Genomic DNA, 23,396 nt, shown 5'->3' with positions numbered 1-23,396 from the left:
TGGTTAGCACCTACTCTTAGCCAATCGACCTCCAAGAGAGATAGGCGGGGGTTACTTCGTTCCTAATAGCCATTGATTGAACTGTTAGAGTGATGCGCTCCACCGGGTTTATTGGAAGTGCTAACTGGTCGCTACTGGACACGCCAGCTCCGTATATCCTTGCCCTTTTGGGACTCCCAGCGTTATCAACCTAATTTCGCTGGTTAATGATTACGGTGGGTTAACCACATCTTCGCTTTCGCTACTCATAAGTTCTTGCTCGAAGGGGTTCAGAGCTAGGCTCCCTGTTACCTCCTTTTTTCCCCGCTTCAGGCGTTGATGGCTAGTCGCGAACCTGGGGGAAATGCTGTCACCGCTGCACCTGCGGGATAGGACTAGAGCGGTCTAGGATACTGACTCTCACCTATATGGCTATTAAGTTGTCAAGGTACAGTTGGGATATTTTCCCCTTCTTTACGCTTGCGGCTAATCCCCTCAAACCCTATTCAGGTCTAGTTTCTAGCCAACGAATCGCACCCAGTAGATCATCACACCCCGGCCCCCATAACGGCTGTGCCATTCGGTCATTAGATTCTGGTCCCACGCTCCAAACTTTTTGGAGTCAGAAGCACAGGCCGTTGTCGCCTCTCCCCAAAGGTTTCCCAACCGAGCTTTGAGGGTGGCATTTACAACTTCACCAATGGCATTGCGCAGATGTTCTCGGTGCAGGAACTGACGTTTAACGTAGAGCAAATTGGGATAGCTTTCATCAGCAATCCCAGCACAGACTCGTTTGAGGCCCATGTTGGTCCCTAAGCCAAACAGAGAGAGCAATAACCGTTTTTGCAGTGTAGGACCGTGGAGCTGTTGGCGGGAGGCTGCAGTATGAAACTGATCCGTGAAATTAACGCGCAGGTCCGTTTCCTTGAGGATGTCCAACAAGCTGGTCATTGGCCAGCGTTTCGCCACCTCCTGTTTCAGTTTGTGGATATTACTGGGTTCCTCTTGAGCCGGGTAGGGGGTAACACTAATCCAGCCGTTACCTCGGGACAGAATATTGACCTGTGGATCGTTGGGGATGCTCGTATTTAAGGAGGACAGAGCTGCCGTCATATCCAGTTTCAGTTTCGTGACGAAGGCTTCAGCATCCAAGGGTTGGTTGAGTTCTAAATAGTACTGCTCTCGTTGAGCTTCAAAATCTTGGGGTAAATCCGTATCAGGATTCCCGTAGCGTTTGGCACCCATCACCCACACTTCACGACAGCGCAGTGTGTCTCGCAGCGTTTGCAAGACACAGATTTCATAGTTGACGCGGTTGACCTGGTCTTGGCCTTTGGAATTGGATTCGATGACGAGCTCGCGCCAACCGCTTTTTAGGACACCAGTGGTGATCACCTTTTCATCCTCAGTGAAGTATCGCTTTCCACTGCCCTGATACTGCCTGAGCAATTCAATGGCCTCAATGACAGGGCGATGCTGCTTGTTGTTGGAGTGAAAATCCAGGGTCTCCAAAATGGCCGGCACCATCCGCCGATAGTGATGCAAATAAGAGGCTCGAATCTTGACATTCACTTTTTCTCGGTAGGTAATGCCGGTTCGTTTTCGCTCCTCAATTACGTTAGTCAATTTATCGGGACTAACGACCGGAAAGATCACCTCTTTAACGGGTTGATCTGGATTGGCTAAGGCCGCTTCCGCAATTCGGTATAGAAGGGCCTCTTTATTATTGACGCGTTTGAAATTAGCGATCAGTTCTCGCTCTACACGACGCTCGGCACTGATGCTAAGACGATGGATGATCTGGACTAGCAAATCGACTAGATTATCAGTGATCTCTTTTTCGCGTTGATAACAGAACGAAGCAATGAGAGTGTAGCGAATGGCCTTTGGGTGGCGGCGTAGGCGTCCCGCCAGGTCGGCTGAGGCTCGACGCCGATATTGCTCAATCAGCTTAGGAGAATAGGAGGCAAATAGATCTGTAGGCAGCTGAATCTGTCGGATACTTTGCAGCTTATCGATTTCATTGAAGAGACTTTTCAGGCCTAGACGCCCCGGATCTGACTTGAGACGGTTGAAGTCGGACTGCCGGAACTGACTTTCCTCATGGTCTCGGGTGAATTCTGTTTCTAATAAAGCATCCATCCTTTTTCGAGTATCTGCTGGGAGTCGTGCCGCAATGGTTTGGCAAAAGTCCTGTTCATGGTTGTGGGCAGCTGAGCTGATAAGCCGGGTCAATTCTTTGGGGGAAGGGGGTTCAAGCTTAAGGTGACGCAGACGTTGATAGGCTTGCTCTCGAATCGCATTCAAATGGAGCCCCAGAGGCATCACTTTCTCTTTGAGCCAGGTCATCAATGACTTCTTTTCGGGTCGCTGGGTGGGACGACATCCGAGAAAGGAACGGATGATAGCTCGATGCTCCTTGATAGTCCGGCCTTTCCACTTGTAATCAACCAAGCTTTGATGCGTCAGCTTTAGTTGTTTGGCAATGAACTCCACAACGATCTGAGGAATCTCGCCCAGGTGCTTGGGGAAGCGACCTTCAAGTTGAAAGAATTTCAGCAGAACAGCGAAACCCAGCTGGTTATGCTCCGTGGCGTTGGTCTGATAATTGGGAATAAGCGCCAACTCATTGGGCAACAGAATGAAGGATTCAATCAGTTCATCTGGTTGCCATTGACGCTTCATATCGCTTGCTCCACTCATTCCTCACTCGCGACAAGATAGCGGATTTTGCAGATGAATCCAAAGATGTATGTCCCGCTATTGCTGTAGCCCTTAGCAAGGATCCCAGGCTTTTAAATTGACTCATAGTCTGCACTTGCACAGTACTGTCCATACTCTCTAAATTTGGCTCTATTCTTGTATAGACATAGATAAAGACAATTTCTCAGGGAATACCAAACTCTCCTTAAAGGGTGGTTTGAGAGAGTTTATCGAAGGCTCTTTGAGCCGCATTTTGTGCTTGCTCAGAAGTGACCTTTTGGTAGCGCAAGGTTGTCTGAATACTCTGATGACCCATCAAGGCCCTGAGCTCTTCTAGGGCGATGATGCCCACTCTCTCGGTGGCAAATGTATGGCGCAGATCATGGAGCCGAGTTCCAGCTAATGTTGGATGGCCCTTGATGAGCTGCTTCCAATTATGGTGGGCACTCCGATAACTGAGTCGATTCACCTGGTCACTTAAGTATTGCTGTGCGGTAAACAGCGCCGGAGATCCGGGGTGCCGATACTCTGCCAAATATTTCTGCAAAACTTCCGCTGCATCTTCACTGTAAAAACACCACCGTTGTCGGTTGCCTTTGCCAATCACTTGGAACTTGCGCTGTTCCAGATCCAGTGCTTCAAGGTCTAAGCTAAGTAGCTCAGAAATGCGGGCACCGGTGCGATGAAGTAAGCGGACAAGAGCCGCAGTACGAGCATCTTTGCTGACCAGTTGGTATTGCAGCTGTAGTTGGTCTGGGGTTAGGTATCGAATGATCTGGTCTGAGTCATGCTCTCCTTTAGCAGGATCTGGCTTACGCCGTTTCATACGGGTCATTGGATTAGACCGCAGGTATCCTTGCTCAACTGCAAAGTTGAGGAGTGCTTGTAGGATGGCTTGGTGACGATGATGAGTCTTGAACGATAGATGGCTCAAGGAATTGAGATATTCTTCTAGGGTCTGTCGGTCGAGTAATTCTAAGGACCACTGACCATATTGTTGAAGCAAAGGCAATAAGGTGAATTCGTAGGAGCGAACCGTGCTGGCAGCTAAGCCAGGGCGATCTAAAAACTCGGTTGTAACCATTGCCAAAGGCTTGGACATGATGATCTTTCTGTTAAGTCTTAAGGCTCCAACAGCCGCATGAAGTATACCTCTGATGAATGATTGATGAGTAAGCTTGTAATGCAGCGTTTAGAATCTAGCTCGGTTCCACAAGCTGGAGAATCCTTGGGTGATTATGTCCATCGTCTCCGAACAACGCTCGGTTTGTCCCAAAAGGAAGTGGCGATAAAGGCAGGGGTCCATGCCCAAAGCTATGGCAAGCTAGAACGCAATAAAACCAGTTCCTTGAATCGGAAAACGAAACAAGGATTAGCAGCTGCCCTCCAAATTCCCAGTGATTATCTTGATGCGGTCTGTCGTGGAACGGTGGTTAGTCCCAACCAAGGGATTCGGTTTTGCCCTCACTGTTGGCGGCCGGGAACGCCTCCAGATTCAATCTGGCTTCATAGCCGTGCTCAATACTGCTATGTTTGCGGTACGCAACTTCGAGACAGATGTGTCAATTGTGATGAACGGATTGCGTCTCTCAAGCATCGATTCTGTCCGTATTGTGGAACGGCTTATCAAGCCCTAAAAGCGCTCCATGTGGAGAAGGAGGGCTGACGGTAATTGTGACAGAATCGCCTCTCATTTAAGTACATCTATACTAAATTGCCCCATATCGCAGCTTCGGTCGTTTTAGGCCATACTCGGAGCACACAGCGAAGGTATTCCGCTCGGTATACAGCAGGCAGAACACGGCCCTCTAGAGTCTCCAGAGCATTTGAGTCCAAATTTCATAAACTTGAGAGCAAGCAAAAGAATCTGGTTCAGCAGACCAAGCTAGAGGGCCAGCTTGAGTACTTGGCCGTTTCCCGAAGCAGTTCAGGGAAATATTTGATCACCGTCGAAGGCAGTGGTAAGCCATTCATCAGAATTCCGTTTGAAACGCCCAAGTTTTGCTATGAGTGCGCCTTGGAGTTAGAGGTCAAGTTCGATGTGTTGCAGGTTTTGAGTCTGCGGCCAGGGGAAACTATCGAGATGATCGGGGTGTGGTTGGAGCGGGAAAGGGTGAGTAGGGTTTGGGGTGATGAAAACTGAAGGAAACTTTGAGGTATCCAGTTGACCTCTTTCATAATTCACCTACCGATATGGTAGAGGAATATATATTCAAGTCAGATCGCGGCATAAATTGAGTAAGCAATGCATCATGAATTGAATATTGCAAAAGGTCTATTTGACTTCAATGATTTATAAAAATTTCGACGGTTACAAGAGTAGTGAACTAACTAAAATTCCAACATTCTCCAAATTAAAGATTCTAAGCCAGAGAAAGTTAAAAAGGCTATAAATCCTATAAATAATCGCTTTAATGTCTTTTTCCTTAAATTTTTTGATTGGAGACTATTTTTTAAAGTGCTAGTTGTATTTTGAATTAAAAAGGCATATAGTATTAATATTATATATGATATCCACGTAAATAATAACTGATTTGAATTCATACTTGCGTAGTTAACTACTGTTCTTATGAGAGGGAGGCTTTTTATGTCAAAACCATGGCTACAAATAAAAACAATAAGTAACACAAAATAAAACTGATATAAATACTTTTTGCTATTATTTATAATAAGTTTTTTCACAGCTTCGAACGGATTTTCGGAAAATTCCTTCTTAAATTTTAGAATCGGGTTTATGATAAATTCTTTCTTAAATTTTTTAACTAAAAAAGAAATTCTTTGTTTTAGTCTAAATCTCAAAAATTTCATAGGCATTGAAGTATAGTTACTATACAATTGTAGTATAAATGATTTACTTGCTTTAAATTTCGTAATAAATTTTGGTTTACACCTGTACCATTTACACTTCCAGTGTGTTTAGGTTTCATCTCAATTCACCTTTTAGCCCACTGTATGAGTCAATGTACAACTTCATTTCATGCCAGCTATTTCTTGAGTTTTGAGCTATTCTCGCAATCGAGATGTTAACTCAGTCAGATTCAGTAGATCGATGCAAAATGACCTGATCTTCGGCAGTTGTTTGACACCATAGTTCGGCCCCGATTTGACCATTAGCTTCGGCACCTAATTGACACTTGCCTCGGCACTGGATTGACCATTAGCTTCGGCACCCTAGAACAGCATGTTCGTCAGATAAGTCCCTTTTCAGAAGCGCTGCCTTACACTTCTGCTGATTCAGCAGACCAAGTGACAGAGGACAGCGATGGCCGTTAAACGTCAGGGACAGACTTCTAGGCTGAAGTTGAGACCTACAAACAATTCGAATAAACGACAAGATGCATCTTATGGGGTATATAACTGTGTAATTTTATACATTATTATTGAGATGTACATCATTCGCATAAGCAATTATCGAAAGTTCGATAAACCACAATCAAGATGGCCCAGTTGACGGTTAGTGAGGTTCTTTCAAAGGCTCAGAATCAGCAATCTTTGCGCTGTGCCGAACTTAGTCATATCAATTTAACGGGAGCGCTACTAAGGGGATGCAATTTTTCGCAGGCTTATTTAAGAGGCGCTAACTTAGCCAAATCAATTTGTGATGAGGCTGATTTTTCATTAGCGACCCTTGTCCTGGCTATTTTGTCAGGTGCTTCACTTGAACGGGCTTGTCTTAGAAAAGCAGAATTGACCAAAGCAAAGCTTGATCGGGGAGTCTTTCATGAACTAAATGCCCCTCAAGCAAAATTTCATGGTGCAGATTTACATGAAGCTGATCTTTCATTTGCCACACTGTTGAAGGCAGATTTATCAACAGCCATAGGGCTGGGAGCAAATTTCAAAAATAGTAACTTACAAGAGTCAACCTTGAGTGATGGTGACTTTAGTGGTGCCAACTTTAGGGAGACGAAGTTAACCCGCAGTGTGGGACATCGTTCTATTTTGAATGGTGCAGTCTTCTCCTTGGCTGATCTAGAAGCGGTTGAGTTTGAAGCGGTTCGCGCATCGAAAGCTGACTTTACCCAAGCAGAGTTGATCAATGCCAATTTCCAACAATCTGTTTTAAGTCATGCCATTCTGCGGCAGGTTCAAGGGGATTGGGGAAAGTTCAATGGAGCCTCCTTGAAATATACAGATTGGCAAGACTCGATGCTCTTTGGAACTCAATTTGAAGGAGCTGACCTTACAGGAGCAAACTTCACTGGAGTGAATCTACAGCAAGCCAATTTGGAGAGGTCAAATCTGTTTGATGTGAACTGGAGCAATGCTCAAGTAAGCGGAACTCTTATGACAGATGCTCAAGGTTTAACACCTCAGGAGGCCAGAGAGCTTAGAGAAAGAGGAGCCTTAAATGTCCCCCAAGTATAAAACAGCAATTGGATCATGAATGATCAGGCAGATTGTGATAAAAAAGCCCTTCGCTGTTCTAAAGACCTGCAGAAGTTTTGGGAAAAGTACCGTTCTTCTGAGCGTCAATTTGCTGGGACTAACTTGCCGGGTGCCAACTTTTATCAGATGAACCTCAGTGGCTTTGATTTCAGTCATAGCCGTTTATCAGAAGTGAATCTGATTTGGGCAGATATCAGCGGAGCAAATTTTAAGGCGAGCAAACTACAAAGGAGTCTTGCTATCTGGGTTCAGGCGTATTGGTCCGATTTTTCTGATGCTGATCTTCGCCATGCAGACTTCAGTTGTGCCAAGCTGAGTGCTGCTCAGCTAAAGCGAACAGATTTCAGTCAGGCTAACTTGATGGGGGCGGATCTGTCTGACAGCGAGGCGCAGGACGCTTGCTTTAAGGGGGCTAATCTTTGGGGAGTGTGGGCACAACGCACTAATCTGACCAATGTTTGTTTGTCTCAAGTGGACATGACTACTTCAGATTTAACAGAGGCTCAATTATCAGAATCAGATTTGAGTTGGAGCTTTTTATCTCAGGCTGTCTGCGTGGGTGCTAATTTGACTTCAGCTTGCCTGGAAGGCAGTGATTTGAAAAAAACTGATTTTCAAGACGCCTGTTTAAGTCGAGCAGATTTAAGTGCAGCGGACTGCGAGAATGCATGTTTCTTCAATGCCAATTTGTACAAGGCAGACCTCAGAGGAGCAAAGCTCTGTGGAGCTGACTTTAGAGGAGCAAATCTTACCCAAGCCAACTTCACGGGTGCTGATATTAGTGGTGCAATATTGCCTGATGAATATGCTTCAAAGTTAGGAATGTTAGGTCATCAACAGGTTCCATGTGAACAGAGATGGAGTATTCAGTGACCTTAAAGTGTTTGAAAGATCACGGAAACTTGTTGATTGACTCTCATCTTTCTAACTTAAAGGTATAGAGAGAGGTTCTTCATTCTGCGACTCAACTTCATAGCCTTGAGCTATTTCAGGGGATAGATCTAACAACTCAAACAAGATGCCAGGGTCGGTCTTAAAGATGCGGTAGAAAATGGAATCTGTTTTCAAAGGATGTGATCGCTCAGAGTAGTTCCGGTTATTCTACTGGATGGGGTAGTGCTTATCGGCTGTCTTGCACGGCAGCAATAACTGAAGGTTTTGAAGTCTGCGCAATTACAATGGCAGGATTGCATGCAAGCTTGCTTTCCTGATTGCAGTGAAGCAAACTTGCAAATTATGAAGATCATAAGCAGGCCTTCTTACAGGATTGCATGCAAGCAGATTTTCCTGCTTGCATGAATGAAGGAAGAAATGTAATTATTAAAGCATGCAACCATGAATTAACATCTAAAACCTCTATATCCTATTACAGGCAATCAGTCTTAAAATTCTAGATTCAGAACGAAAACTAGTTTGACAGTTGAAAAGAAGGTGATATCCTGCTTGCATGCAATCAGGTAAGCAGGATATCTTTCAAGAAGGCTAGCAGGAATGAAAGTAATAGCCGTAAGTGGTTTTAAAGGTGGAGTAGGAAAATCTGTCAGTGCAATTCATGTTGCAAAATTTTTCGGGACTAAAGGAAAAACACTTCTAATTGACTCTGATCCCAATCGAAGTTGTCTTAGATGGTATGAACGATCACCTATAGAACATCCGTTCAAGGTCGTTAACGAAAAAGGAGCAGTCAGCTTTATCCCTGGTAATGACTTTCTTGTGTTAGATACACCAGCTCGTCCCAGTAGTGATGAGCTAAAGGAAATCAGCCAGGGAGCAGATATCACTTTACTGCCAACCATCCCAGATGCTTTTTCATTACAAGCAATGCTTTCGATGATTCCAATGTTGCATCAAGAGTCCGTATATCGTTGTTTGCTCACTGTATGCCCTCCTCCCCCCAGTAAAGAAGCTACTTCTGTCAGGGATTGTCTTATCGAGGCTAAAATCCCACTCTTAAAAGCTCAGATTAGACGTGCGGCGGGTTTTACTAAGGCGATTGCTCAAGGAGTAACGGTTGCTGACTTGACTGGAAGAGATCGAATGGCCTGGAGAGACTATCAATCAATAGGTACTGAAGTAGAGGAGATTCTGAATGCCAACTAACTACACTGAAATATTTGAACAAGCTAAGAAAGAGAAAGATCAAGAAGAAGACCAAGCAGTTGAAGGTTCAAAGAAACATCAGGTTGTCCAAGAAGATAATGCAAGCATGCAAGCAGGTAAAACTACAAGCATGGATGAAGGGAATAAGGCTGAAGAACTGGTGAACTTGTGTGTTAGAGTTCCAAAAAATTGGCATCGCGAAGTGAAGGCATATGCTGCCTTAGAAGAAAAGACTTTGGCTGAATTGATCGTCCTATCTGTGGATCAGTATAAAGACAGCCACTGAATTAAAAGCATGTAGTCATGCGTTCATTTAAGCAGGATTCAAGGAAAGCATACTTGCATGCTTGCATGCAAGCAGGAATTAACGAATTTAGTTTTTGTCTCTTGGCTACTCATTTGACACAAACATCCGTGGCAAGATTTTTTGAATAAAAGGCGTTTCATCAGCAGAACTTATCATTCACAGACTATTCAACGAGTTTCCAGTACTTTCAGCCCCCAAACCATTCATAAGTTCAACTTAATTGAAGGGTCTTCAATGACCCATACCCCCAGAACCCCCTAAAATCGTTCTATAACTGACTACAAAAGATATATTTTGTTATCAGTTACAGTGAGATCGGAACCACAAGGACTCAATGGTCATTTGCCGCCAACGAAACGAACACTATCGCAGTCGGGAGTATCTGACCCTGGCGGAAGTGAATCGGCTGATCATGGCCGCTGAGTTGAGAGGCCGTCACCCGATCCGCGATAAAGCGTTGTTGCTGCTGATGTTCCGTCATGGGTTGAGAGTCAGTGAAGCGATATCCCTGAGATGGGATGCGGTAATGTTGGAGCTGAAGGCCATTGGGATTACTCGGCTCAAGGGGTCCGTCAGTGGCACCCATCCGTTGCAGGCCGATGAGGTGGAGTCCTTGAAAGATTTACGCGCTGAAGGTTACCCGGATCCGTATCTGTTTGTCGGGGAACGGGGTGGACATCTTAAGCGTCATGCCGTGACGAGTCTGATCAACCGCTGTGCAGAGTTGGCGCAGCTAGGAATTAAGTGTCATCCCCATATGCTGCGCCATAGCTGTGGGTATCACTTGGCAAATCAGGGATTGGATACGAGGTTGATTCAAGATTGGCTGGGTCATCGGAATATCCAGCATACGGTGACGTATACGATGTTGAATCCGAGGCGGTTTGGGGAGATTCAGTGGGGGTAGGTTGTAGATAGCATAAAAGGTAAGATACATTACTGAATCAAGTATTAAAAGGTGATTGTATAGCTAGAAACAACATATAAAAGTATCAACGTGAGGCAGTTCTCAGGAGTAGATATTTATTTTAAAGAACTTTTACGTAATAATTTTTCATGATGATAATTTCATAAAATTCAAATAATATCTTGGAAATATGGTCTATAAATGATAAAGCCATTATTTCGCACTTAAAATGATTATTGTAGATAATGTCATTAATGCCATTCTAAAGTTGATAGCACAGAATATTGGTAGAAGAGAAAGATACATCAGATTAAAAAGAAAATTCCTAGGTGACTCAAATCAAATTCCATCTGAATTTGATCAATTATATGCTTATACGATAATTCACTATAGTGATGCAAAAGAAGATAAGATTTTACTAATTTTATTGCCCATATTGAGAGATATAAATTTCAAAAATTTATTTAGGAGTAAAAAATATTTTTTAAATCCTAATGATTTCTCTATATCAGATGCTTATGAAATCAATTCTTATAACTTACCAAAAAGTTATTTTGTAAAAGAGATTAAGAATTTTTGTGCAGTTTTCTACCATTTTTCACAATTAAGTGAAATACCTTCTGAGGTTATTAGAGATCAGAATATTAAAAATCTACAAGATGATATTAGCTTAATTACAAATAAAATTGATAATTTGATTGAATCAGAAAATATCGTAGAAACTTTGCTTGAGACTTTCAATCATAAATATACAATTGAAAAAAAATATATTAATTCTAATATAAATACTTCAAATATATTAAAATTATCAAAATTACTTAGAGGCTGGTTTGAAGCAATAGGATATAAATTTGAGCGTGAAATATTTAGTAATAATAATTATTTTGAGTGGATTATTAGCGTACATGTTCATATACACGGGCGCGAAAAGATAGTTGTAAGAGGCATTGATGGTGAAATAGGATTAGCTAACCTGAATAGGTTAAAAAAATCTACTACAATCCATGGTGCAAGCGTTGGTTGGTTAGTTACTTCTAGAAGAGTTTCAAATGCTGTCAAAGAAAAGTTAAAGAAAGAACCTAAACCTAAACTATTTTGTTATACATTTGACGAGTTAATTGATTTAGATGCAGATTTTGAAGGTTACTTCAAATGGCTAGAAGATGAAGTAAATCGGAGGAATATTTCAAATATTTATATACCATTATCTTGCAAAAAAGATGAGATTGATTTTGAAACTGGAAGGCTTATTGGAAGTAGCAGATATTCAAAAAAAGATGGTTGGATTGATGGTTATATTGATAAGTGGCAAGATGATCCTTCAAAAAAACATATATCAATTCTAGGTGAATTTGGTACAGGTAAAACCTGGTTTGCTTTACATTATGCATGGGCTCAACTAAAAAAATATAAAGAAGCCCAATTGAAAGGTCTAGAGAGACCTCGTCTACCAATTTATGTTCCACTCCGTGACTATGCAAATGCCTCAAAAATAGAACCTTTATTTTCAGAATTTTTCTTTCGCAAGCATGATCTTTCCCTCCCTAACTATGCTGCATTTGAGCAGCTAAATCGAATGGGCAAACTATTGCTTATTTTTGATGGATTTGACGAAATGGCGGCGAGAGTTGATAAACAAAAAATGACAGAGAATTTTAGAGAATTAGCAGATATTGCTGTTCCCAATTCAAAAGTTATTTTAACCTGTAGAACTGAGCATTTTCCTGACGCAGATATAGCGAGAAAAATATTAAGTTCAACACTAATGGATATTAATCCATTAGCTACTTCTGATTATGCACAGTTTGAAACTTTGGATTTAGAGTTATTCTCTATTGATCAAGTTAGCCAAGTTTTATCTAAACAAGCTCCACCTGAAACGGTTAAGACAATCGTTAGCAATCCTGAGCTTTTAGATTTAGCTTGTCGTCCAATAATGACAGAATTAGTACTTGAAGCATTGCCGGATATTATTGCAGGAAGACCTATTGATATAGCTAGAGTGTATTTATATGCAGTAAGTCAGAAAATGGAAAAAGATTGGGATGCAGAGCGAACTTTTACTTCAATAGCGGACAAGCTTTTCTTTCTATGTGAGTTGTCATTTGAAATGCTTTCAAATAATAAGTTGACTATTAACTATAGAGAATTCCCTGAAAGGCTAAGAGCATGTTTTGGTAAACAGGTTCAGGAAGCAAAAGATTTAGATCACTGGCAGCATGACATGGCTGGCCAAGCAATCCTAATTCGAAATTCTAGCGGTGACTATTCTCCTGCACATAGATCTTTCCCTGAATTTTTTGTAGCTTTTAAACTTGCTTCTGAACTAGGTATCCTTGAAGATGACTTTACAGATTTAGCTAGAAGACAGTCAAAGATCGATTCTCTTAAAAACCCAACTAAATACTCATGGTCATCTTATTTCACTAGAGAGTTTGATGAAAATGACGAAATAGTCTCTATCTCAGGCCTGACATTATTCAGGCCTGAGAATATTGAAAAAATAATCAAATCTATTGGTGACTTCCCTCTTGCTAAGGCGATTCCAGATTTATTTCTACCTATGATTGATTCAAAGCAAGAAGCAATCAATAAATTACTAGAAATTATATATTTTACTAAAGGTAAAACTTTCGATGAAGTTGGTTATGCTGGTGGTAATGCAGCAACACTTCTAGCTAAGATAGATCCCTTTATTCTTGAGGGAAAAGATTTTTCTAATTGTATAATGTATAACTCTAATTTAATTGATGCCAGTTTGAGAGAGACTAACTTTAGTGATGCAGATGTATCAAACTCTAGTTTTGTAACATCATCTGCCCCAGTTATTAGTGTTAGTTTTAATGCCACAGGCGATTTCCTTGCTACTGCTGAGGGTAACGAAGTTTGTCTTTGGAGGATTTCTGAATCCGATTCTGTTTTACCTGAAGCATATATGACTATGGTGGGTCATACTGACTGGGTTAGAACAATTGCATTTTCACCAATGCCTGATTATCACTTAGCAAGTGGTAGTTATGATAGGAAAATAATTATATGGGATGTTCGAGATAGGAGTAAAGTTATTGAGCTTAAAGATCATACTGGAACTGTAAGATCTGTAGCATTTAGCAGTAGTGGCGAATATTTTGCTAGTGCTAGTGATGATGGAAAAATATTTATTCGACAAACATCAAATTGGAAAGTTATTACTTCTATTGATGAACAGCTTGGATCTGTTCGAGCCATAGTATTCTCACCTTCTGAAGATGTTTTAGCTAGTGCTGGTCATTCTAGCTATATAAAACTATGGAACATTAAATCTGGTAAGTGTATCAAAACTCTTGATGAACATTTAGGTGTTGTCAGAGCATTAAAATTCTCTCCAAATGGAGATATTCTAGCTAGTGGTGGTAAAGACACAGATATAAGGCTTTGGAATCTCAAGAGTGGGAAATGCGAAAACACTCTTAAAGGACACTCAAGACCTATATGGTCTGTTGATTTTAGTAATAACGGCTCTTTTCTTGCTAGTGCAGGTGAAGATAAAAATGTACTTATTTGGGATCTTAAATCTGACAATATTGTATCTAGGAGCCTTGTTAAACATAAAAATTGGGTTAGATCAGTTTCATTTCATCCAAAGTCAACACTTTTGGTAAGTGGTAGTGAGGATAAATCTGTACAGATTTGCAATATGCTCACTAATGCATGTCAAAAGACTTTACAAGGTAGAACTAATTGGGTGTGGGCTATTTCCTTCAGCTATGATTCAACTACTATAGCCAGTGCAACAGAGGATACATCTGTTAAGTTATGGAATATAGAAACTGGAAAAATTAAGAAAAAGTTCTCAGATCATGATGGCTCGGTTCGAACTTTATCATTTCACCCGAATGATAAATACTTAGCTAGTGCAGGGGACGATGAAATTATTAGAATTTGGAATGTTGATAGCGACAAAGAATTTAAAATATTGAAAGGACATACTAATTGGATACGCTCTTTAGAATTCAGCCCAGATGGTCAATTTTTAGTCAGTGGAAGCAATGATAATACAATAAGACTTTGGGAGACTAAAGCATGGGAGTGCCATCGGCTTTATGAGTACCATACAGATACTATTAGGGCAATTTCATTTGATCCAGGAAGTAGAATAATTGCTTCTGTTGGTGAAGATAGAAGATTAGTCTTTTGGTCTACTGATTCAGATAGGCCATGTAAAGTCGTCGATTCAGCACATAGCAAAAGACTTACTTCAGTTGTATTTTCTAGTGACGGTAAACTAGTTGCTACAGGCGGAGAAGATCATTTAATTAAGTTATGGAATTCTCAAACTGGAGTTAAGTTATTAGAGCTAAAAGGTCATTCTAACTATGTTAATTCATTATGTTTCCTCTCACAGTCATCTAGATTAGTAAGTGCAAGTAGTGATAATCTTGTAAAGATTTGGGATATTAACTCAGGTAAATGTATATACGATCTAATTGGTCATACAGGTGGTGTTTACAGTGTAACAATGAGCAAAACAGGAGAAGTTGCTAGTTGTGGTCATGATGACAAGATTATACTTTGGGATCTAGATACTAGACAACCATCTAAGGTGTTTGACAATAAACCTTATTCAAACATGAAAATATCTAATATTCGAGGTATATCTGATACTGAAAAATCAGCACTTTTGAACTTAGGTGCAATAACTTAATAAGTTAGAAATAGAAGAGTTTTGGCTAATTAAACTGAATTAATGTATAAAAATACAAAAATTTTTTAAAATATTAGCATGAGACATATAATATAAATATATTTAATGTTCCTTTGGTCTATTTAGGGACCAATGTGTTTGCTAAAAACTATTTTTCTATATCGAGACCGAGTTCTTTGCAATCACGATTTGGGTTCAGACTTGATTTTCTGGGAAGCTTAGTTTGACAGAGTTTGGCTCCACTTAGGTCAACTCCAATGAGGCGGACATCTTTATTACCTTCGTTATCTGCACTAAGATTAGCCTTGCTGAGATCAGCATCTTTGAGATTGGCACCATAGAGTCTGGCTCCACTAAGCTTGGTTTCTCTGAGATTGGCTCCTCTTAGATCTGAATTAATGAGGTCGGCCCAACGGAGGTCGGCCTTAAGAAGGTTAGCAGAACGAAGATCAGCTTCTCTCAACGATGTACTTATGAGGTAGGCTTCGGTTAGTTGGGCATTGGTTAGGTTAGCTTCTTGCAATTTAGCAAATGTAAGGTAAGACTTGTTTAGTTCAGCACTTTTAAGTATGGCTTTACTGAGATCAGCATTGACTAGGTCTGCCTCAATTAATTTGGAATGACTAAGATTACCCTCTTTGAGATCTGCTTGAAATAGCTTGGCTTTGCTGAGATCCGCCTTTTTAAGATTTGCTTCAACTAATGTGGCATTACTGAGATCTGCCTCTTTAAGATCCGCCTCAATTAGTTTAGAGTCACTGAGATCTGCCTCTTCAAGATCTGCTTGAAATAGCTTGGCTTCACTGAGATTGGCATTTTTTAAGGATGTATTGCTGAGATTTGCACCTTCAAGGTTGGCTTTTTTAAGGTCTATATCATTTAGTTGGACATTGACTAAGTCTGTTCCTTTAAGATTTTTTCCTATTCCATTTTTGTTTACTAACTGGTGGACAATTCTCCATTTAAGGTCAATCTTTGTAGTCTTATCAATAACGGCATTTTTAAGAATAGCTTTATCAAAGGTTGTTTCACTAAAGTTGGCACCTCTCAGATCAGCGTTAGATAAATCAGCACTAATAAGGTTAGAATTGACTAGGTTTAAATTTTTGAATTTGGCATTCCTAAGTTTAGCACCAGAGAGATTGATTCTATTTAAATTCAACTTACCTTCTGTAGGATCTCTCTCTATTTTTCTTCTACAAATTATTTTTATGGCTAACTCTACTTCATTACTAATCTTTGTAGGTGGAGTATTATTTTCTTCTAAAGATGAATTTTTAACTATATAGCTGGATAGCAGTTCCATGATAGTCCAATGATCATTTACAGAATCTATAGCAAGTTTTTCAAGTGAAAACATTCCTCCTATAATTGCAGTCTCACTTGTTCCAGATGCTAAAAGATCTACGGCTTTTATAAAACGGTCAGTTATAAGTTTTTTTTCTGAAAGTTGATAATTGACTCCTAGCCCTATTGCTGCTATAACAGTTGCACCTAGACCTAAAAAAGAAATAAAGATTTTAGTTTTTTCTCTAGCAGCTTCATACTCTAATTCTTTCCATATTTTTCTAATAAGAGGCCATCTCAGATTTGAGGTGTTCTTGATCACCATATTCTTTTCTTTTAGCAGCTCATCAATAGCTGTTTGCCAGTTTTGTTCATCACATGTAGAAACCCCATTCTCCTTTTGTTGAAGGTAGATTAGGTATGCTTTGGCTCTTATTAGCTCTTCTGAAAACTGCATCAGTTCAGTCATTTTTTACGAAATTGATAATCAATGATTAGTCTACAATTTATTTTGCTTTTTATAGGTTAATTTAGTTTTAAACTATACTATAAATAAGATTTCATCGATGTAAAGCTTAATGGCTCAGTTATTCAGTTGATCATTTTTGGAAAGCAGTTGGAGAGCTAGTTGGAACTAAATAAGCACGTCTTTTACCCGCCAGTTTCAGTGTGGGAAATATCAACAAATCGACGAGATTAGAACACATAGACCTAAAAGGTTCAGGAGGCCTTTGTTGCAAAAAAGCATGTAGAATACCACTATGAAACAGGATTGGTTTGGACAAGCAGGGGTATTGTCCCCGAATCATGTTCATCTGTAATTTACGGCAGGATTACAGACCTCCTGTGTTATTGCATAGTTTGGAGCATGCATTTATACCGCTTGTCGGATCAGTGAAGTTTGAAAGATACTCACCAGTGATATGGTATGTGCGAATGGTCCCCGACTAACGGTATTGTCTCGGCGTATGCACACTAAGGGATAGCTGGATACCCGCGAAGTGGCAATGCATGAGAAGATGGCCCGGGATCTGGTGACGTATCAGCAGACTGAATCTTGAGGCAAGCTTTTGCTAGGGTGGGACTGGAAGGCTTTAGCACCCATAGTTTCAGACGCACGGCCCTGACACGGATGCATAATGCTGGAGTGCCAACGAAGCATATTCAGCGGATTTCGGGGCACAGGACACTGACCGCACTGTCGGGGTACTTGGAGGTCACCGATGAGCAGGTGGAGGGGGCGATTGCTAAGTTGGTGTTTTAGGTTAGTAAAGAATGTTCGTTTTGTGCAGCAGATCTCTCGACAGGTGTTGAAGTACGACCATAATCGGAAGGAACTTCAGGGAAAAGTCACGGAGGTGTCGTCGGGAGGAGGACGGTGAATCCTGATCATTTAAGTGAATTAAATAAAGGGTCTCACTCGTGGAATCAATGGAGGAAAGAAAACTCCAATGAAAAACCTGATTTAGGTAACACTATCCTTACTGGTTTTGATTTTACTGGATATGACCTAAGTATGGCTGACTTGAGTGGCACTCAACTGATTGGGGTAAATCTAGTTGGAGTAAACCTACGTAATGGTGACCTGAAAAGGGCTACTTTATTTAAGGCAAAGCTGAGTGGGGCTGACCTAATTGGAGTAGATCTGGATGGGGCTGACCTAAGTATGGCTGACTTAAGTAGCACTCAACTGATTGGGGCTGACCTACGAAAGACCCAACTGGTAGGAGCAACCCTTAACGGGGCGAATCTATTTGGGGCAATTCTATCTGAAGTTGACCTGAGGGAGACTAGAATGTGCGGAACGAACCTAACATCCGTTGATCTACGTATGGCAAATCTTAGTGGAGCTGACTTGAGTGGTGCGAATCTAAGTAAAGCTAACATCAAGGGCTTAAGGGCAAGGTTCTCAATAGTTGATGGAGCAACCTTATTGAATGAATGTCAAATGGACTGTAATACTGACTTTAGCGGGGTTGGTCTTGATAGTGCCAGAATCAATGGGACTCTAAAGGCAAAACTGAAACGCAATATTCGTCAGAAGCACTGGGATGAAAGATATCCATATTATGTGGATTGGAAATCGATTCCTAGGTACACAAGGTTAATACCAAAATACTTGTATAGGATGTCTAAGCTAAAATACTGGCGTTCTATTCCTGAAATTACTTGGTCGTGTTTAGTTAGACTTTTTTGGTGGTCGTCAGACTACGGAAGTGCAGGAACGAGGATAATCTTATCCTTCTTAATTGTCTCAGTTGTGTTCACCTTGATATACCTTTCCCCCATAGCTTTTAGATTAGATGCTTCATTTATTCAAGGGATTCAATTTGCTGAGATTATTAATTCCTCCGGTGAATCAACTCAATATTCTTTCAATCTATGGGGCATTTTTTTGAGAGCGTTCTATTTCTCTGTAGTCACAATGACAACTCTTGGTTTCGGTGATATATCTGCCAATCCAGCCAGTCCTTTGGGTCACTTCCTAGTCATGTTCCAAGTCTTGATCGGCTATATTCTTCTTGGTGCATTTATCACTCGACTGTCCATACTCTTTCAGGATGTGGGGTAGGAGTGAATGGCCTTAATTTTATCATCCGAATCATCCACTTAATCCCTCTATAATCGCACCCCATCACCCTCAACAACTCGCTACTGGTAACTCTGCCCAACACGTCGTATACCTGGGTGATCGCCACTTCGACTGCATTCGCCAGGTCTGTCTTAGCCCCGATGCAGCAATCTCCAGCGTCCCACGCCCGAATCGGTCATTGACCTCATCCATGATCGACATGAGCCGCTTCCGTTTCTCCCACCCCTCATCTTTCTCCCAAAGATGCCCCTGAATGGTCGTCTCAGGGCACAACCCCACCATCAAGACCCCCGCCTTCTGAAATTCCCGACCCGGTTCATAGATTCGAGCCATCGCATTACGGGCAGATTCCACAATTGTTGGTGTGTAGTTAGTGGCTATGGGGAATTGCACTGTCGCAGATTGGCGAAAATACCCCGACTTAAACGGACTTGTCCGAGCAAACACAACCATAGCCTCTGCTACTTGTTCTTGATGACGCAGCTTCTCCGCTGCCCTAGATGCATAGGCCGCAATCGCCTCCTGCAAATCTGCTAACTCCGTCACAGGCTGACCGAAAGAGCGAGAGACACAAGTTTCCTTCTTTGGTTTAGCAACCAGCTCCAGGGGCAAACATGAGATACCCCGCAACTCATGGATCATCCGCACCCCCACCACGCCCATTTTTTTGCGGATCAGCCCCTCATTCGCATCCCGAAGTTCCTTCGCTGACTCAATTCCCTGACTCAACAACCACTTATTGTATTGGCGACCAATCCCCCAGATGTCTGCGACGGGAAAGGTAGCTAAAATCCCCTCAGCATTACGGGCAGCAGAAATATCAAACACCCCACCATACTGCTTTTGCTTTTTTGCTACATGATTGGCAATCTTAGCCAACGTCTTAGAGGTTGAAATCCCTATAGATACAGGAATCCCCGTCCATTGCAGCACCGTCTTACGCACCTTATGGGAGTATGTCGTAGCCTCAGCAAATTCTGGCATTCGCATAAAGCACTCATCTATGGAGTAAATCTCTTGCTCGGGGGTAAAGGTCTCCAGAATCGTCATCACTCTGGAAGACAGGTCACCATACAAGGCATAGTTTGAGCTGAAAACCCGGACATCGTGTTTCTTGATCAGCGCTTGAACCTTGAACAAAGGCACACCCATGACCAGACCCAAGGCTTTACCTTTTGCATTGGCGGTGACAACAACCCCATCATTGTTGGAAGCGATGACCACGGGCTTATGTTGCAAGCTAGGGTTCAAGGCAGATTCACAACTTGCATAGAATGAGTTGCAGTCACAAAGCCCAATTAGACGCTGTTTCAAGTTGCCAACCCGTGAACCACGAAAGTGACGACCCCCCAGACGTAAAAGTCCATTCCCTTTTGCACCGTAATCGGAGGATAGTCAGAATTCTCAGCAGCTAACAGAACCTGTCCTTTGGAACGACGAAATCGCTTCACTGTAAACTCACCATCTAGAACGGCGATTACAACGGCCCCATCCACAGGATCAAGAGAGCGATCCACAATCAGCAAATCTCCTGAGAAGATTCCGCAGCCTGTCATAGAATAGCCCTCGACTTTCATGAAAAACGTTGCTGCGGGGTGATGAACTAAGGCATCCTGCAAGTTCAATTCACTCTGGAGATGGTCATCAGCAGGGGAAGGGAAGCCAGCCGAAACAGGAACACTTAAAATAGGCAGGCAGACGGAATCTGCCTGCTCGACAGCATGGACTGATCGAACAAGCATTGTAATAATATATATGTACTATTAATGTTTAGCACAGTTTCAGCTATTTTCTCCACGGCATAGTTTATTCTCTAGCTAAGGCTTGAAGTAGAGAGTCAATCTTTCCAGGCTCAAACCAAAAGATATAGTTATCAATTGAGCTATTCAGTCTGATTCTCACCGTAAATAAAAATATGAGATAGCTACTAATATTTCGGTGACTGATATGGGAAGAAAGTTTGAAATCAAACGGGCTTCTGATGGTCAATTCCACTTCAACTTGAAAGCAGGGAATAACCAAGTCATTCTCACAAGTGAGATGTATACCACCAAAGCTGCTGCTATAAATGGCATTAACTCAGTCCAGACGAATGCCCCTCATGACAACCTGTATGATCGGCGGGAATCGAAGAAGCAAGAACCCTATTTTGTTCTTAAAGCCACCAACGGGCAAATCATTGGCAACAGTGAAATGTATTCCTCGACTTCTGCGATGGAGAATGGCATCTCCTCTGTGAAAACCAATGCCCCAGGTGCGCCCGTCGAGGACTTGACCGCAGCGGAGTAAATCTTGATGACTGTCCTCTGTCACAGATGCGAACGCTTTAGCGGATACCTTGGCTCCCAGTACTTAGTCTGTGCTATTCATCCCAGTGGCCCAGTTCAGAATCCTTGCTCTGACTTCGCAGAAGTAATCGAGGACTGGGAGCCAGTGGGGGCATTCTATGAAGATGGTGAGCTGATCAAGGACTGGGCAGGTTATCTCACCTCATCAGAGCGGATAGAGGTTCTGGAATCACACCCCTTTTTCACAGGAGCCTGCCCAGAGTGTGGTGCAAACTTTGGGGATAGCAGACCCATCCACTACGATTGCAGGGAATGTGGTTGGATTGATGATTCGATCAACTAACTGATGAAAAACACAATTCCAATTCTCTCTCTCCTCATTCCCCCTCTCCTTTTGGGATGCAGCCCACCTCCCCAAGCCACTAACGCCGACATTGCCCCAGCGAACACCACCTCCGTCGAAGTTCTCAGTACGGGTGACGGGGATAGCCTTAAAGTGCGCTCTCAAGATGGGTCATCGAGCAAGGTTCGTGTTGGCTGCATTGATGCTCCAGAGCACGACCAAGAGTTTGGTCCTGAAGCTGGTCAACGACTTAAGGCCCTGTTACCCAGTGGAGCAGATATCGAGCTTCGGAAAATCACCACTGATCAATATGGGCGCACAGTGGCAGAGATTTACTCGGAGGGGAAATCAGTGGGGTTACAGCTGGTGAGGGAAGGCTATGCCGTGGTCTATCACCGCTACCTTGATGGTTGTTCCGATACAGCAAATCAGTATGTTGACGCAGAGAATGATGCGAGATCACGAAAGCTCAATTTTTGGAGTCAGCCAAACCCAGTTATGCCGTGGGATTATCGCAGGAATCGGCGATAATATTGGACCGAGGGTTAGGGTTTAATACATCTGATCTACTATAGGCTTATGCGTTAACACACGCCCATGTCCTACCCTCTATCGGCCACCAAGCTCAAAACCTATGGACAGTGCCCCCAGTCCTATCAATTTAGGTATGAGCATAAGTTACCTTCGCCAACTCTATTTGGTTCAACTAAGCTTGGCAATGCTCTCCATGCGGCATTAGCCACTATCTACAAGGATTGGAACTACGCTTACCCTCTTCCTTCCCTCGATTGGTTTGCCGTTTGTTGGCAGCAACATAATGGTGAATTGACCCCAACTCAGATCCATGAGGGGTGGGCAGCACTGCAGCTTTACTATGAGCGGTATATTTCCCCACTCCCCGAAATCCGCAAACCGCTGGGAATAGAAACAAAAGTCAGGGCAAATCTCCAAGTTCGTAATATCGAATTCACCCTATCTGGTCGGTATGATCGCTTGGACTATATCGATGATGGTCTGGAACTGATTGACTACAAGACCAGTAAATCCGTCAATCCTCCTCCATCCGTGGATATCCAATTGGGTTTTTATTATCTGATACTGGAACAGATCTACAAGAAAGCGCTCAAACGCCTGAGTCTAATCTACTTGCGTTCTAACGAGAAACTGACCTATGAGGTCAACGACGATCATCACCAACAAGCCCGATCTCTAATTGAAGACATGGCGATGAAGCTCAGATGTGATCAGGAATGGAAACCTGTGACGGGACAGCATTGCGATCGCTGCGGGTATCAGAAATATTGCCCGGCGAAGTCAGGGGAGCCAGAGCCACTCCCAGAAGGGGCTAGGGGAACGCAGCAGGTACAGTTGGCTTTGGGGTTTTGATTGAAACTATGAAGGAGAATTAGGAGCCAGCATCAGAACCTGAAAAAGCGATTCAGACAATGGTGACATCTCTATCGTCTCACCTTGATAGTGAACCTGAGAGAACGCGGCGAAATTGAATACACCATGCGGAACATCCAGTTTCTTGTCTCCAATCCACATTCTCAGCCTATAATCCACGCGCCATCCTCGTAGAACTCCTTTTAAGTCAATCCAAAAATGTAAGGGAATCAACTGAGTCTCAACCTGGCAAGATCCACAATAAACTTGATGGGGGATGTCGTGTTGGAGAAGAAGGGTATGACAAAGACGAGTCATGCCGTCACATTCCGTGAGTGATTTATCTAGCGGGGTCAGTAATTGGCGTAGTTCTTCTATCACCATATTCAGAAAACTGAGATTAGCCAGTTAGGGCTTGCAATGGTCTTCG

The 23,396-nt window shown here is 42.3% G+C and carries 21 protein-coding genes; 15 read left to right on the top strand and 6 right to left on the bottom strand.

Features of this window, described 5'->3' with window-relative positions:
• Positions 1-498: 498 nt before the first annotated feature.
• Together AM1_RS31750 and AM1_RS31745 are read right to left on the bottom strand one after the other, a co-directional pair.
• A complete protein-coding gene (locus tag AM1_RS31750) occupies positions 499-2,664 on the bottom strand; it encodes a Tn3 family transposase (protein ID WP_012167199.1) in 2,166 nt (721 codons plus the stop codon).
• A gap of 223 nt (positions 2,665-2,887) precedes the next feature.
• On the bottom strand, positions 2,888-3,784 hold the full coding sequence (locus AM1_RS31745) for a tyrosine-type recombinase/integrase (RefSeq protein WP_012167198.1): 897 nt from the start codon (positions 3,782-3,784) through the stop codon (positions 2,888-2,890).
• Positions 3,785-3,865: 81 nt separating this feature from the next.
• Here AM1_RS31745 and AM1_RS31740 point away from each other — a divergent pair, with 81 nt between their 5' ends.
• From AM1_RS31740 to AM1_RS31720, 5 genes are all read left to right on the top strand, one after another.
• Entirely contained in the window at positions 3,866-4,348 is a 483-nt protein-coding gene (locus AM1_RS31740; protein WP_012167197.1) for a double zinc ribbon domain-containing protein, read from the top strand.
• A gap of 48 nt (positions 4,349-4,396) precedes the next feature.
• Positions 4,397-4,825: a hypothetical protein gene (locus tag AM1_RS31735; RefSeq protein WP_012167196.1), complete on the top strand. Its 429-nt coding sequence runs from the start codon at positions 4,397-4,399 to the stop codon at positions 4,823-4,825.
• Between the two features lie 1,007 nt (positions 4,826-5,832).
• Complete coding sequence (locus tag AM1_RS44110) at positions 5,833-5,955, top strand: hypothetical protein (protein WP_012167194.1); 123 nt, start codon at positions 5,833-5,835, stop codon at positions 5,953-5,955.
• A 165-nt stretch (positions 5,956-6,120) separates the two neighbouring features.
• On the top strand, positions 6,121-7,050 hold the full coding sequence (locus AM1_RS31725) for a pentapeptide repeat-containing protein (protein WP_012167193.1): 930 nt from the start codon (positions 6,121-6,123) through the stop codon (positions 7,048-7,050).
• A gap of 15 nt (positions 7,051-7,065) precedes the next feature.
• Positions 7,066-7,944, top strand: a complete 879-nt coding sequence (locus AM1_RS31720) for a pentapeptide repeat-containing protein (RefSeq protein ID WP_012167192.1) — start codon at positions 7,066-7,068, stop codon at positions 7,942-7,944.
• A gap of 51 nt (positions 7,945-7,995) precedes the next feature.
• Here AM1_RS31720 and AM1_RS39160 read toward each other — a convergent pair whose 3' ends face one another.
• Entirely contained in the window at positions 7,996-8,139 is a 144-nt protein-coding gene (locus tag AM1_RS39160; protein WP_012167191.1) for a DUF2887 domain-containing protein, read from the bottom strand.
• Between the two features lie 423 nt (positions 8,140-8,562).
• Here AM1_RS39160 and AM1_RS31715 point away from each other — a divergent pair, with 423 nt between their 5' ends.
• The 4 genes from AM1_RS31715 to AM1_RS31700 all read left to right on the top strand — a co-directional run bounded on the left by AM1_RS31715 (position 8,563) and on the right by AM1_RS31700 (position 15,069).
• Positions 8,563-9,171: a ParA family protein gene (locus tag AM1_RS31715; protein ID WP_012167190.1), complete on the top strand. Its 609-nt coding sequence runs from the start codon at positions 8,563-8,565 to the stop codon at positions 9,169-9,171.
• Positions 9,161-9,457 (top strand): hypothetical protein, encoded by a 297-nt coding sequence (locus AM1_RS31710; RefSeq protein ID WP_012167189.1) that lies wholly within the window; start codon positions 9,161-9,163, stop codon positions 9,455-9,457. Before AM1_RS31715 ends, AM1_RS31710 begins: the two co-directional genes overlap by 11 nt.
• Before the next feature lie 355 nt (positions 9,458-9,812).
• Positions 9,813-10,385 (top strand): tyrosine-type recombinase/integrase, encoded by a 573-nt coding sequence (locus AM1_RS31705; protein WP_012167187.1) that lies wholly within the window; start codon positions 9,813-9,815, stop codon positions 10,383-10,385.
• Between the two features lie 229 nt (positions 10,386-10,614).
• On the top strand, positions 10,615-15,069 hold the full coding sequence (locus AM1_RS31700) for a WD40 domain-containing protein (RefSeq protein WP_012167186.1): 4,455 nt from the start codon (positions 10,615-10,617) through the stop codon (positions 15,067-15,069).
• Positions 15,070-15,217: 148 nt separating this feature from the next.
• Here the strand turns inward: AM1_RS31700 and AM1_RS37990 are convergent, their stop codons facing one another.
• Complete coding sequence (locus AM1_RS37990) at positions 15,218-16,825, bottom strand: pentapeptide repeat-containing protein (protein ID WP_012167185.1); 1,608 nt, start codon at positions 16,823-16,825, stop codon at positions 15,218-15,220.
• A gap of 588 nt (positions 16,826-17,413) precedes the next feature.
• Between AM1_RS37990 and AM1_RS39155 the strand changes: the two genes are divergently transcribed.
• Both AM1_RS39155 and AM1_RS37985 read left to right on the top strand, forming a co-directional pair.
• Positions 17,414-17,620, top strand: coding sequence for a tyrosine-type recombinase/integrase (locus tag AM1_RS39155; RefSeq protein WP_071820013.1), 207 nt, complete (start codon positions 17,414-17,416; stop codon positions 17,618-17,620).
• A 114-nt stretch (positions 17,621-17,734) separates the two neighbouring features.
• Positions 17,735-18,928 carry a pentapeptide repeat-containing protein gene (locus AM1_RS37985; RefSeq protein WP_012167183.1) on the top strand — a complete coding sequence of 398 codons (1,194 nt, stop codon included), beginning with the start codon at positions 17,735-17,737 and terminating at the stop codon, positions 18,926-18,928.
• Between the two features lie 69 nt (positions 18,929-18,997).
• On the opposite strand, the gene AM1_RS31685 is transcribed toward AM1_RS37985, so the two are convergent.
• Positions 18,998-20,263, bottom strand: coding sequence for a Y-family DNA polymerase (locus AM1_RS31685; protein WP_012167182.1), 1,266 nt, complete (start codon positions 20,261-20,263; stop codon positions 18,998-19,000).
• Positions 20,260-20,691: a LexA family protein gene (locus tag AM1_RS31680; RefSeq protein ID WP_012167181.1), complete on the bottom strand. Its 432-nt coding sequence runs from the start codon at positions 20,689-20,691 to the stop codon at positions 20,260-20,262. Before AM1_RS31680 ends, AM1_RS31685 begins: the two co-directional genes overlap by 4 nt.
• A 205-nt stretch (positions 20,692-20,896) precedes the next feature.
• On the opposite strand from AM1_RS31680, the gene AM1_RS31675 reads away from it, so the two are divergent.
• From AM1_RS31675 to AM1_RS31660, 4 genes are all read left to right on the top strand, one after another.
• A complete protein-coding gene (locus tag AM1_RS31675) occupies positions 20,897-21,238 on the top strand; it encodes a YegP family protein (protein WP_012167180.1) in 342 nt (113 codons plus the stop codon).
• Between the two features lie 6 nt (positions 21,239-21,244).
• The gene (locus tag AM1_RS31670; protein ID WP_012167179.1) at positions 21,245-21,580 is read left to right on the top strand and encodes a hypothetical protein; all 336 of its coding nucleotides are present in this window, start codon (positions 21,245-21,247) and stop codon (positions 21,578-21,580) included.
• Between the two features lie 3 nt (positions 21,581-21,583).
• Positions 21,584-22,111 carry a thermonuclease family protein gene (locus AM1_RS31665; RefSeq protein ID WP_012167178.1) on the top strand — a complete coding sequence of 176 codons (528 nt, stop codon included), beginning with the start codon at positions 21,584-21,586 and terminating at the stop codon, positions 22,109-22,111.
• A 66-nt stretch (positions 22,112-22,177) separates the two neighbouring features.
• Positions 22,178-22,966, top strand: a complete 789-nt coding sequence (locus AM1_RS31660) for a RecB family exonuclease (protein WP_012167177.1) — start codon at positions 22,178-22,180, stop codon at positions 22,964-22,966.
• Positions 22,967-23,396 lie beyond the last annotated feature (430 nt).

It is taken from the genome of Acaryochloris marina MBIC11017 (assembly GCF_000018105.1).
GTDB classification, from domain to species: domain Bacteria; phylum Cyanobacteriota; class Cyanobacteriia; order Thermosynechococcales; family Thermosynechococcaceae; genus Acaryochloris; species Acaryochloris marina.
The sequence above is the reverse complement of the archived record's forward strand: the minus strand, read 5'-3'. Positions and strand labels throughout refer to the sequence as shown.